The organism is Mycobacteroides sp. CBMA 271 (assembly GCF_009729205.1).
Classification (GTDB): Bacteria; Actinomycetota; Actinomycetes; order Mycobacteriales; family Mycobacteriaceae; genus Mycobacterium.
In genome coordinates, this window is sequence record NZ_VTHB01000002.1 from 617,480 (window position 1) to 630,574 (window position 13,095).

General features: G+C 61.2%; 9 protein-coding genes. 2 read left to right on the top strand and 7 right to left on the bottom strand.

The features are described from left to right. The first annotated feature begins 83 nt into the window (after positions 1 to 83). Positions 84 to 854 carry a GAP family protein gene (locus FZI91_RS08260; RefSeq protein WP_162526529.1) on the top strand — a complete coding sequence of 257 codons (771 nt, stop codon included), beginning with the start codon at positions 84 to 86 and terminating at the stop codon, positions 852 to 854. Positions 855 to 890: 36 nt separating this feature from the next. On the opposite strand, the gene FZI91_RS08265 is transcribed toward FZI91_RS08260, so the two are convergent. Together FZI91_RS08265 and FZI91_RS08270 are read right to left on the bottom strand one after the other, a co-directional pair. Continuing rightward, positions 891 to 1,847 carry a sulfotransferase family protein gene (locus tag FZI91_RS08265; protein WP_155938386.1) on the bottom strand — a complete coding sequence of 319 codons (957 nt, stop codon included), beginning with the start codon at positions 1,845 to 1,847 and terminating at the stop codon, positions 891 to 893. Positions 1,848 to 1,991: 144 nt separating this feature from the next. Then, a complete protein-coding gene (locus FZI91_RS08270) occupies positions 1,992 to 2,798 on the bottom strand; it encodes a class I SAM-dependent methyltransferase (RefSeq protein WP_155938622.1) in 807 nt (268 codons plus the stop codon). A 313-nt stretch (positions 2,799 to 3,111) separates the two neighbouring features. Between FZI91_RS08270 and FZI91_RS08275 the strand changes: the two genes are divergently transcribed. Beyond that, positions 3,112 to 4,536 carry a hypothetical protein gene (locus FZI91_RS08275; protein WP_162526530.1) on the top strand — a complete coding sequence of 475 codons (1,425 nt, stop codon included), beginning with the start codon at positions 3,112 to 3,114 and terminating at the stop codon, positions 4,534 to 4,536. 35 nt (positions 4,537 to 4,571) lie between these two features. Here FZI91_RS08275 and FZI91_RS08280 read toward each other — a convergent pair whose 3' ends face one another. From FZI91_RS08280 to FZI91_RS08300, 5 genes are all read right to left on the bottom strand, one after another. Beyond that, a complete protein-coding gene (locus FZI91_RS08280; RefSeq protein ID WP_155938388.1) occupies positions 4,572 to 4,910 on the bottom strand; it encodes a hemophore-related protein in 339 nt (112 codons plus the stop codon). 116 nt (positions 4,911 to 5,026) lie between these two features. Then, positions 5,027 to 7,870 carry an RND family transporter gene (locus FZI91_RS08285; protein WP_162526531.1) on the bottom strand — a complete coding sequence of 948 codons (2,844 nt, stop codon included), beginning with the start codon at positions 7,868 to 7,870 and terminating at the stop codon, positions 5,027 to 5,029. A 40-nt stretch (positions 7,871 to 7,910) separates the two neighbouring features. Continuing rightward, a complete protein-coding gene (locus FZI91_RS08290; RefSeq protein ID WP_155938390.1) occupies positions 7,911 to 10,814 on the bottom strand; it encodes an RND family transporter in 2,904 nt (967 codons plus the stop codon). Next, positions 10,811 to 11,230 (bottom strand): MmpS family transport accessory protein, encoded by a 420-nt coding sequence (locus tag FZI91_RS08295; protein WP_155938392.1) that lies wholly within the window; start codon positions 11,228 to 11,230, stop codon positions 10,811 to 10,813. The genes FZI91_RS08290 and FZI91_RS08295 overlap by 4 nt, the downstream gene beginning before the upstream one ends. A gap of 456 nt (positions 11,231 to 11,686) precedes the next feature. Then, positions 11,687 to 13,024, bottom strand: coding sequence for a hypothetical protein (locus tag FZI91_RS08300; RefSeq protein WP_155938394.1), 1,338 nt, complete (start codon positions 13,022 to 13,024; stop codon positions 11,687 to 11,689). Positions 13,025 to 13,095: the final 71 nt, after the last annotated feature.

Below are 13,095 nucleotides of genomic sequence, written 5' to 3' on the forward strand. Positions count from 1 at the left end.
ACAAGGGTTGACCAAACAAATGGGTTGGGCCTTGGTTCTGAATTCCCCGGAGAAATGGCGGCGGGCTCGGTAGTGTCCGGGCCGTGTGGGGTCCACTGCTCGGGATGGCGATCATGTTCGCGGTCAATCCGGTACTACTTGCCATCATCGTCTTGATGATCTCGCGGCCCAAGCCGGTGCAGAACCTGGCGGCCTACTGGCTCGGGAGCATGATCGTAAGTCTTGCGGGCCTGCTGATACCGCTACTGGTGCTGCATATCGCACCAGCATTTCGTTCCTTCGTGGAAGATTTGGCGAGGCCTGGCAGCAGTGTCACCACCAGGCTGGTCAACCTGGGCATGGGTGTCCTGATGTTGTCCATCGCAGCGCTGATGGTTGTGCGTTCGGTCCGTCAGCGATCGCGCCTACTGGTCGCAGCAGGCAGCGCTCCTGCTCCGCCGCCAGATCCCATCACATCGCCGTTCGGAAATCGGCGGGACGCCGCAGAGGGCAGCGAATCCACGTTCCGGCGGCTGCTTCGTCGCCTCCAAACAGCTTGGGAGGACGGGGCATTGTGGGTGGCGTTCATTTTTGGCCTCGGAGGGGTTCCACCTCCGATGTTGGTACTCTTCGTGCTCACTCCGGTAGTGGCATCCGGCGCCCCCGTTGGCACACAGGCCATCGCCGTTATCTTGTTCGTCTTCGGGATGTTTGCGATCGTCGAGCTCACCCTCGTCAGTTACCTGGTCGCGCCCACGAGAACCCTCGCGGTGCTGAGACCGCTGCACGATTGGGCGCTGGCTCACCGTCGGCAAATGTTGATCACTATCTTCTCAGTGGCCGGAATGATCCAGGTAGTCAACGGTATTGCTTGAGCAGCATCGCCGGCACTACCGCATTGTGCCGATAGGTCAGGCCCAGGTCCCGCGTCGCCCGTTGGCTGTCGCCATGATCTCGTAGACCAGCTTCATCATCGACGGCCGGGTGCGCCGGCTGAGTTTTTGGAACCGCTGAGAGTCCTCGACCATTGCCCGGAAACCGCGTTCGCTTGTCCGATACGCCTCGAAAACGTTATCCAGCGTGGATTGATCCCAGGGCTCGTCGCACGCAGCCTCGCACAGCGTCTCGTAAGCCACCGACATCCAGTCGGTACCAAAGGGCTCTGTCACCGGGCCGCGGTAGCGTTGGCGCCGAAGGTCTGTTTCGAGGAACCCCTCGATTGCCGTCTCGTCCCGGGCATCGAGGTTGAGCCCCAGGGCAACCGAGATTCGTTTCATCTCCCGTCGCCAATCCTCAAGGAGATTGGCGTACCCCACGAACACGCGCGGCACGTCCCGGGTGTTCGCCTCTGCCAGCAGGTTGAATTTGAGCCACAACGCGCTGGAGAACTCTGTCGAGGCTGACATCTGGGCAGCAACCGAGGCAATGACCTCCGTCGGGTGACGTACCGCGATCACGGTCGCCACATCGAATCCGGCTAGTCGCGCGGCCTCAAACCACATGCCGGACAGCAGATTTATCCTCGGGTCCTTGATGATCACCAGTGGCGCGGCCGGTAGCGTAGTCAGAAACGCCCGGATCTCGGCGATGCAGGCGGCCTCTTCGTCGGTGTCGAACGCACCTTCCTCCTGCAAACGCAAGGTCGTGTCGAACCGAGAGCTGTCGTTACGATGCAGGATTCTCTCGTTGAGAATGATTGCTTTGCGTGGCTCCCAATAGCCTCGGGGATTGGCCGGGTTGGCACCCGCGAGCGCGGACGGGAGAGTCCCACCGCACAGTGAGAGAACCCGGGTGATCGCCGATGTTCCAGACCGCGCCATCCCCAGGACGAACAGAACCGTCGGGCGGACAGGCCCGTCCTCAGTCATGACCACAACTTTGCACTCGACGCCGCACTCCGTGCGGTAGTGCCGTGCTGCACCATGAGATCCTCCAGCGGTAGACCCGCCCGGTCCTGGCGGTACGTCCCATCAGAACGCTTTTCGCAACGTAATTGACTGTGGCACATTGAATCATGTGTCCCCGGCACACGCGGATACATCGAGCCGATTGCCCCCATGGCGGGCAACCGCCACCGTCGGCCCCAACCCTCTCCGGGTCCGGAACTCGACGGTGATTGCCGGATCGGCATGGCGGGCCAACGCGCGCAGCGCCGAAGGGCTGTAAGCACGCAGGGAGCTGATGAACCCGTCATGCTGCAGCGGGGAGAGCCCGGTGAGCGGCAGCACGACCGCCAACAACGCGAGGTGGACGGGCGCCGGGGGTCTGGGTAGGTCGACAATCAACAACTTCTGCGCAGCCCTCGTTCCCGCTGCGAACACGTGGGCGGCGAGTTCGGGCGAAAGATGGTGCAGCGACAATGCAAATATCGCGAGGTCGTAATGCCCATCCGGGGCGTCGATTGCGGTGGCATCCATGACTTGCACCGATGCGCGCGGGTGACTGCCGAGATCACCAGCAGCCGCCCTAGCCACAAAAGTCGGATCGATGTCAGTGACCGTCACCTCGGCGGTGGGATGCATTTCCAGCAGCTTGCGCGACAGCCCGCCAAGGCCGGCGCCGAGTTCGAGGATCTTGGGAGTGCGCACGTCGGCCACCTCACGAAGCGCCAGCCGAGCACATCTCTCATGGATACCGATCCGTCGCCGTCGTCCTGCGCGATCGAGTGAATCCATGACCTTGCGTTTCAGATCGTCGACGTCGTCACGGTCCAGGTATTCCAGTCGGTTGGTCTGCAACCGGCGGTCCAGCCAGGAAGCGTCGGGGCCGCCACGAGGCATGCTCGAAATGTCGCAGGCGCTGTTCTCCACGTAGAACATCATGGCTGACATCCCGCCGTTCGACACGACAGTCGCGAAATCGAAAGGTGAAACCAATTGCAGTGCAATCTGGTTCACGGCGAATGCAAGAATCAAGGCGAATATCTGGCTCGGCTCGTCAACCAGATCGGCGGGCACCCGCAATGACACAGATTTCGCCACCACACGATCCGTGGAGCGGCTAGGCTCCCGACAAGTTCGGGTGGTTTGAGACCGGCGGAGCGGTCGACAGAACCCGTACGCGAATAGCCTGCATCCTCCGAGTTTGGCCCTGGCTGCTGAGAAACCGGCTGAGACTGAAGGAGTTTGACTGGTGCCTGGACAGATACGTCGGATCCGCGATTCCATGGGCGGTCGCAGGGCATCCAAAGGTGCTGCGCGGCCCGATAATAGGCTCGCGTTGGCCGACGAGGCATTGCTCGCCGAGCATCACGCCGCCGATATGAACGTGGTTATTCAGGTGACCTGGCTGTACCCGGACGCCATTGACATCGACGCACTGCGACGTTTCCATCACCATCTCGGCCAGGGCTTGTTGGGCCGGCGTATCGAGCGTCCGGCGCTGCCGATCGCCCGGCATCGGTGGGTCGCGGATCCGGGTCAGTCCCACATCGACATCGCTGAGCGGTCCCGTCCACGTGCCGCGTTCAGCGATTGGGTCGACGAACGCTCGCAGCTGCGCATCGACCCCGAATCGGGGCCCGGCTGGCACCTCGGCGTCCTTCCTCTTGACAACGGTACGACCGCAATCAGCTTGGTGCTGTCACACAACCTGATCGATGGCCTCGGGCTTGCCCTCGTGATAGTCGAAGCGGTCGTGGGCAAGACCCGCGATCTTGGCTACCCACCACCGTTGTCGCGCAATCGATTGCGCGCATTCGGTCAGGACGCCCGACAAACTGCGCGAGACGTACCCAAGGCCGCGCGGGCGCTTGTGGTGGCAGCGAGACTGGCCCGGGAGCAGGCCCGCACCAAGAGCGAGAATGACCGTCTCCCGGCACCCGTGCTGGCCGCGGTCAATGTAACTGGTGCCGACGACACCGACGATACTGTGCTCGTACCCGCCATCACGATCTATGTCGAACTGGATGAGTGGGATGCTCGTGCGGAAGCGCTTGGCGGAGCGAGCCATACGCTGGCTGCGGCCTTCGCCGCGAAGTTCGGGGAGAACGTCGGGCGGCGACGCCCCAGTGACGGGGCCGTCACCCTGCAAATCCCCATCAGCGACCGCACAGAGGACGACACACGGGCGATGGCGCTGTCGTACGCGCGGGTCAGCATCGATCCGACCTCGCTCACAACGGATCTGCGCGGCGTCCGGGCAGCCATCAAAGAGACGCTGACGGCGCTGAAGGCCGCATCAGACGAGTCGAAGCAGCTCCTATGGCTGCCGTCATTCGCGCCGAAGCGGACCCTGAAACGGATGGTCGCCCGGATACCCGCCGACCCCGATCAGTCGGTGTTTTGTTCCTACCTCGGAGACCTGCATTCGCTCATCGGCTACCCCGCCGGCACCATCGCTGACTTCCAGAACGCGCGCGCAACCGGGCAACGCGAAAGCCGACAGCTGCTTGACCGCACCGGCGGCCGAATGTTCATTCTGTCCGCGCGCCTCAACGGCAAGATCTTCATCAGCGTCGGCGCCTACCAACCGGGCGCAACAAACACGAAGGAAGCCTTGAATGCACTGGCCGTGCAGACGCTGACAGATTTCAGCCTGACCGGGGAGATCCACTGACGAATCGACGCCACAGTGGCGTCGTCGGATCCACGTCAGAAGTTATGACAAGTCTTGTAAGCCTGTTCCATGGCGCCAAGATAGGGCTCGAAGGCCGGAGCATTCGCCACATCTTGGGCAGTCTTTCGCCGCTTCTCCGGCCCCGCGGCAAGAAATTCACGTAGGCCACGCTGCAGTATCGGCGATTGCGAGAATGCAGCTTCAAACTGCGGGTCTTGCGCGTTGAGCGCCGCCACTACCTGCTGATAACTACAGGTTGTATTGATGGCCGCTTCCAGGTCGGGATCCGCGGACGCGATCCCCGCGCCAGCGGTCAGCGAAACCACAAGTCCCCCAACTCCTACAGCGAGTTTGGTCACCGACAGACGAAACATATGCACAGATCCTTCCTACTAACTCCTCGACGCACCCGACCCTAACCGGACAACTCCGATCACACCCGCGCTTTACCCAACCCGCTATAGATCAACCGTCCCAACAGATTTGGGAATCATGCGTGACCAGACACCGGGTCTAGAAACGTACCGGCCGGGCGCTGACGTACCCGTTGGGGCCACCAGAACCACCGACCCAGCAGTGCCGCGATCGCGGGTGTCATGAACGCGCGCACCACCAACGTGTCGAACAACAGACCAATACCGATGGTGGAACCCACCTGCCCGATGACGCGCAGGTCGCTCACCACCATCGACATCATGGTGAAGGCGAACACCAGACCAGCGGACGTCACCACCTTGCCTGTCCCGCCCATCGCGCGAATGATGCCCGTATTGATTCCCGCGCCGATCTCTTCCTTCATCCGCGACACCAGCAGCAGGTTGTAGTCCGAACCAACCGCCAACAGAATGATCACCGACATCGCGAGCACGAGCCAATGCAGTTCTATACCGAGAATGTTCTGCCAGATGAGAACCGAAAGCCCGAACGCCGCGCCCAGCGAAAGTGCCACTGTCCCAACGATCACCAGTGCCGCAATGAGGCTTCGCGTCATCACCAGCATGATGCCGAAAATCAGACACAGCGCCGCAACACCGGCAATCAGGAGATCGAAGGTCGACCCGTCGCGCAGGTCCTTGAACGTCGCTGCGGTCCCGGCGAGGTAGATCGTGGCGTTCTCCAGCGGCGTCACCTTGAGCGCCTCTTCGGCCGCCGAGCGCACGGCATCCACTCGTGAAAGCCCCTCAGGCGTACCGGGATCGCCCCGATACGTCAGGATCAGGCGCACCGCCTTCCCGTCCGGTGAAAAGAACAGCGCCATAGCGCGTTTGAATTCCTCGTTTTCGAAAACCTCCGGCGGCAGATAGAACGAGTCGTCGTTTTCTGCGCCGTCGTAGATCTTTCCCATCGCGGACGCGTTAGCGGCCGTTTCGTCGATAAGGGCGAACATCCCCGACATGGTGCTGTGCATGGTCAGCATCATGGCGCGCATTGATTTCATGGTCGCGATCATCGGCGGGAACAGGGCAATCAAATCCCGCTGGAGCATGTTCATCTGCTCCACGCGTTCGAGGATCTGGTGCGTCCGAGCGCTCATTTGGTCGGTGCCGTCAAGTGCCTGAAATACGGATCTGATCGCGAAACACACCGGGATGGTCTCGCAGTGCTTCTCCCAATACAGGTAATTGCGGAGGGGCTTGAAGAAGTCATCGAAATTGGCGATGTAGTCCCGCAATCGATCGACCGTCGCCGTCAGCTCCCGGTTCATGAGGACCGTCTCGTTGGTGATGTCGGAGATGCCGCGCATCAGCTCATAGGTGCGCTGCATCTGGTTGATCATCTTCGTCATGCCGTCGGCCTGCTTCAGCATGTCGTCCATGCGGTCTTTCCCAAACGGCAGGATCTGCACCATGCCTGCGCTCTGCAGGCTGATCTGGAACGGTATCGACGTACGTTCGATCGGGCTGCCCTCGGGCCGAGTGATGCTCTGCACCATGGAGATACCCGGCACCGCGTAGAGGCTCTTGGCTAGTTTGTGCAGGACCACGAAATCCGCCGGATTACGCATATCGTGGTCTGCCTCGAGCATCAGGACGTCGGGCGTCATTCGCGACTCGGGAAAGTGTCGCTCAGCGGCCGCGTATCCCACATTGGCGGGGATGCCTTGGGGCACATAGAGCCGGTCGTCATAGCTGGTCTTGTATCCGGGGAGCGCCAGCAGCCCGACAAGCACCACGGCGCACGCTCCGGCGAGGATCGGCCCGGGCCACCGGACGATCGCGGTGCCGACCCACCTCCATCGCCTGACCATGATCTTCCGCTTGGCTTCGAAAAGCCCGAACCTGCTGCCTACGGAGATGACTGCCGGAACCAGCGTGACCGCCACGGCAACCGCGACGACCATACCCACCGCGGCGGGGATGCCCATGGTCTGGAAGTAGGGCAGCCGGGTGAAGCTCAGACAGAAGATTGCTCCCGCGATCGTCAACCCGGAAGCCACGACCACCTTGGCGACGCTGCTGTAGGTGGTGTAAAAGGCCGTTTCTCGATCCGCGCCCGCCTGCCTCGCCTCGTGGTATCGGCCGATGAAGAATATGCCGTAATCCGTCCCCACCGCGATGCCGAGCGATATCAACAGATTCACCGCGAAGGTCGAAAGTCCAATGATTCCATGGTCTCCCAACAGTGCGACGACGCCCCGGGCCGCCTGCACCTGCACTCCCACCATCACCAGCAGAAGTACGACAGTGATGATCGAGCGATACACAAAGAGCAGCATCGTGAAGATCACCACGGCCGTCACCAGGGTGATCTTGATGAGAGACGTGTCGCCGGCATGGTTCATATCCGTCACCAACGGTGCGGGACCGGTGACATAGGCCTTGATCCCTGGCGGCGCAGTTGTCCGATCGACAATGGCCCGGACGGCCTCCACGGACTTATTTGCCAGCGCCTGGCCTTGGTCACCCGCGAGATTCACTTGGAAGTAGACGCTCTTGTCGTCAGCGCTCTGCACACCTGACGCAGTGAGCGGGTCACTCCAATAGTCTTGAACGTGCTGCACATGCGCGGTATCTGCCCTCAACTGACGAATCAGATCGTCGTAGTAGAGGTGCGCGTTGTCGCTGAGGGGTTGCTGGCCTTCCAGCACGATCATCGCGACGCTGTTGGAGTTGGATTCCTCGAACACCTCGCCCATACGCTGCATCGCCAGGAACGACGGTGCCTTCTGGGGAACGAGGGGAACCGAGCTCTCTCGCCCCACTTGTTCCAGCGATGGGACAGCGAAGGTCACGACGGCGATGATCGCCAACCACCCCACGATGATTGGCACCGAGAGTCGGCGGATCAGCCCAGCGATGAACGGCGGCCGGTCGGCGATCCGGTGGGTGCTCACGCGACCATCACCGTGCCGAAGATGAACGCACTCATTGCGATTAGCGCTCTTCCCGCTGCAGAAGGAACCTCACCAATGGGCGCGTACCGGCCGAGCCACCCAATGAACTGACGGGGCGCTGCCGCACTCGTTGGGGCCACCAGAACCATCGACCCAGCAGGGCCGCGATCGAAGGTGTCATGAACGCGCGCACCACCAACGTATCGAACAGCAGACCGATGCCGATGGTGGAACCGAGCTGACCGATGGTGATGAGATCGCTCACCACCATCGACATCATGGTGAAGGCGAACACCAGACCCGCGGACGTCACCACCTTGCCTGTCCCGCCCATCGCGCGAATGATGCCCGTATTGATTCCCGCGCCGATCTCTTCCTTCATCCGCGACACCAACAGCAGGTTGTAGTCCGAACCAACCGCCAACAGGATGATCACCGACATCGCGAGCACCACCCAGTTCAACGGGATACCGAGAATGCTCTGCCAGATGAGAACCGAGATCCCAAAAGCTGCGCCCAGCGAAAGTGCCACTGTCCCAACGATCACCAGCGCCGCGATGAAGCTTCGCGTCATCACCAGCATGATGCCGAAAATCAGACACAACGCCGCGGTGGCCGCGATCAGCAGGTCGTACTTGGAGCCGTCCACGATGTCTTTCACCGAAGCCGCGGTGCCGGTCATATAGATCTTCGCGTTGCGCAGCGGGGTGCCCTTGAGCGCCTCGGCGGCGGCGGTTTCAATGGGCTCGACCAGTGACATACCCTCCGTCGTCGCGGGGTCACCCCGTTGAGAGATGAGCATCCGCGCCGCCTTCCCGTCCTTCGACAGGAAGATGTCCATGACCCGTTTGAAGTCCTCGTTTTCGAAAACCTCTGGGGGAAGGTAGAACGAGTCGTCGTTCTGAGCGGCATCGAAGGCCTTGCCCATGGCCGTGGAGTTTTTCGTCGACTGTTCCATCTGGTCGAAGATCCCGGACATGGTGCTGTGCATGGACAGCATCATTTTCCGGGTGGACTCCATGGTCTCGATCATCACTGGAAACTGCTCGGCCATCTGTGGCAGAAGTTCATCCAGCCGATCGAGGTTGGCTACGAGATCTGACATCCTGTCCGAGACCTCGTCGATGCCGTCGAGCGTGTCGAAGACCGATCGAAATGCCTGACACATCGGTATGTCGTAACAGTGCTTGTCCCAGTACAGATAGTTCCGGATCGGCCGAATGAAATCGTCGAAGTCCGACACGTGATTTCGCAGCTCGTTCATGGTTTCTTCGAGCTCATGCGTCGTGCCGACCATGTCATGGGTGGTGCTGACCATCTGCTCGGTCAACGCCTGCATGCGCTTCATGGTCCCGATCGTCTTCAGCATGTCATCGGCTTGGACCAGCAGATCGTCCATTCGATTCTTCTGAAACGGCATCAAATGCGATTGACTCGCACTGCTCATGCTGAGCATGAACGGAATGGTCGTGTGCTTGAGGGGTTCTCCTCCGGGACGCGTCACCGCCTGAACCCGGGATACGCCCGGCACCGCCTGGACGCCCTTGGCCAGCTTGTTCAACACCAGGAAATCCACCGGATTACGCATATCGTGATCGGCCTCGACCAACAAAATGTCCGGCGCCATCATCAACGACTGCGGAAAATGTCGTGACGCGGCCGCGTAGCCCACATTGGCGGGAATGTCTTGCGGAATGTACTTCGCGTCGTTATAGCTCGGTTGATACACGGGCAACGTCAACAACCCGATAAGGGCCACGGCACACGTCGCGGCAAGAATCGGGGCGGGCCACCGAACGATCGCCGTCCCGATCTGTCGCCATCTACGGACCATGACCTTCCGCTTGGGCTCAAACAACCCGAATCGGCTGCCGACGGCAATGACGGCCGGAACGAGTGTGATGGCCACTGCGACCGCAACGACCATGCCCACCGCCGTGGCGACGCCCAGAGTTTGATAGACGGGGAGCCGGGTGAAATGCAGACAGAGAACCGCACCCGCAATCGTCAAGCCGGAACCCAGAACCACCTTGGCAACGCTGCGAAAGGTGGTGTAAAAGGCCGTTTCTCGGTCTTCACCCGCCTGACGCGCTTCCTGATATCGCCCGGTGAAGAATATGCCATAGTCCGTTCCTGCCGCGATGGCGAGCGCCACCAGCAGATTGACGACGAAGGTCGTGATACCGATAAGCCCGAGGTCACCGAGTAACGCAACAAACCCTCGGGCCACCGTCAGCTCTATCCCGACGACCACCAGCATGAGAATGACGGAAACAATTGATCGGTAGACCAAGAGCAGCATGGTGAAGATGACCGCGAGGCTCAGCCCCGTGACCAGCAGGACTGTCCTGTTGCCGGCCGGGCCCAAGTCTGCGGCGAAGGCCGCCGGGCCGGTGACGTACGCCGTGACCCCCGGCGGCGCCGGTGTTCGCGCCACGATTCCCCGAACGGCCTCCACGGATTGGTTCGCCGAAGCCCCCTCCCGGGGATCAGTAAGGGCCACTTGTACATAGGTGGCCTTGCCATCGCTGCTTTGCGCTGCCGCCTGGGTGATCGGATCGCCCCAGAAGTCCTGAACGTGCTGTACGTGGGCCGTGTCGGCCTTCAATTGGCGAACCAGCTCGTCGTAATACCCATGGGTGTCGTCACCGAGGGGTTGTTGCCCCTCGAGAACGATCATCGCCACAATGCTGGAATTGGTTTCGCCCATCAACTCACCCATGCGCTGCATCGCCTGAAATGACGGAGCCGCATCGGGATTCATCGCGACCGCATGCTCTTTCTCGACCTGCTCGAGCGACGGAACGCTGATACTCAGGACGACGGCGATCGCCAACCAACCGAGGATGATCGGCACCGCCAGCAGGCGGATCATCCGCGGCAAGAGTGGCCGACGGCCGGACACCGGCAATGGCTCCGTGGGGGGCTCACTCGACATGCTCATGCGGCCTTCAAGATGCAAAAGGTCAAAGCGCTTACGCCGTAGCGGACCTTCTCGTCCTTAACTTTGTCTCCGACGATGATGCGACATCCGATGCTGTCGGCGTCGCCTTGCGCGGTGATGTTTCCCATCGCGGTTGCCTCGCTGATCGGGAACTCCACCGACCATGGCAACGGCGCATCCTTGACCAGCTGCGGGTCAGCGTCGGCATCGAAATAGCTGATGGTCGCCACAGTGCCCGGAGGTCCGAACACCTCGTAGACCATGTACTTGGGATCGTGCGGACGTTTCTCCTCGCGTTCGGCGCTCGCGTACGCGGGACGCCGGTCGTTGCCGAAGATGCCGTGCAAGCGCGACACGGTAAATCCGCCCGCAACCGCCACCACGACGAGCACCAGCGGTATCCATAACCGCTTCAAGATCTTGAAAATTGCGAGTCCCTCCGACCGTCTCCGTGCCAGGCACGCATGTCAGTTGCACTAACATGCGTCTCCAGATCGGACGCGAACAGACAGATGACCGAGCCTCGAATGCGACTGCATTCCAAGCTCGGTCATGTGCGGAGCACCGCTAGCGTGCGGCACGCCTCATTGCGCGCGACCCGATTGCGAGAAGTAAATCATGTCGGTGCGCCATGGACGGCACAATCCGAGATCTTCGCCGGAAAGGCCTTGATCCCTTGATAATTAGTCTCGCGACGGTCCGAATTTGGTAACGGAATGCTCGTCTAGAAATATGCGCCTCGCGCTGTGGACATGCTGTATCTGGTTACGGCCAAACCCCATTCGGTGTCAGCGCGGTGCCCGATTCGCGAATTCTCCGCGATGTCAGGCTGATTCGTTGGAGACGGCAGTTCTCCGAATTACTAAATCCTACTAGGCGCGGCCGTCCACGGACTTCGGATCCGTTTCCGGCTGAACCCATCGGAATCCGGACTTGCTGCGCTCCATGAACCGGCGCTCGTAAGTGCCCTCGATCCTCTTGCCGTCCACCTCACCGGTAAGGATCAACTGGTCCGGGGTGGGCTGGCGTGCACTAAGCACCAGTTGCGGCGGATCGGATTCACGCTTGCGTAACTCCAGCCGGTCGCCGTCGACCTTGAGCATCCATGCCGAGGTGCGACCATCGGGAGTCTGGGACACAAAGTTCACCACTTTGAACTCGGCTACCTTGTCGCGGTGGGCAATGGCCACATTGGGCCATGGCGCGGGAGCCGTCTGGTTCAGGTTTACCGCTAGCCCGTCGATGGTGAATGACGTTGCATGCCACACACCGTCGAGATTCGACGTGGGGGTCCTATAGGTCGCGTAGACAGATGCACTCTGAAGCGCGATGAGCGCCGTCATGACCGATGCCAGACCGAATTTCAGGACAATGCCCGTCCTTCGCAGCCAGCGCCTGTTCGTACCGAGTGCGGGCCACAGCCGCACCGGCTCGGTGGCGCTGCGATTGAAGGCCACCCGCACGAGGTTTGGCCACAGCGGCGCGGTCACCGCGACCGCAATCAAGAACAGCTCTCCGGACAACTGCTTGACCGGCACGTCGTAGGTCATGTTCAGCAGAAACACCTGCGCCATCGCGAACACAGATCCCAGGGCCCCCAACACCCAGGTGCGGTTCCAGAGCAGGAGCAACCCGGAGATCAGTTCCACGAGTCCCGTGGCCGTCGAATACGGATCCGAGGCCCCCATAAAGCCCCACAACGTATTGAACAAGCTTGTGTCACCGACCAATTGCAGTTGCCGGTCGGGTAGCGCCATGAATCCCATCTGCGTAGGGATCGCCTTCGCTATTCCGTACATGATCATGGAGATCGCCAGGCCGAACCGGGCGAAGATCCAGAGCGAGGACGCCAGGCCGCGGTAGTTCGGGCGGTGGCGGTCCCATGCCGTCCATATCGCGGTGATCACCAGCGCCACCACAATCCATCCCAGGTGATAGCACCACATCCACAACAGGTCACCGCCCGCCGAGAAGGTGATATCGATGCCACGCCCGTAGAGGAGGAAGCTACCGATCTGGGCCGTCAGCCACAGCACGGGCTCAAGCAGGTTGAACAACAGCACGTTGTCGTAGACCGAGAGCACCAGGATGCCGCCGCCGATGGTGAAGAGCAGACGGAAGCCGAGCTTCTGCCACGGAGTCCACTGCACCGGGGTGTCGGCTCCATCGTCTTCGACCGTGCGGGACATCTCGGAAGCAGCGATGGTCATGAAGGCGAGCCTAGCGATGGGATGGTCACCCGCGCATCGGGGAAAACCCTGACTCGCCTCCAGATTCGTGG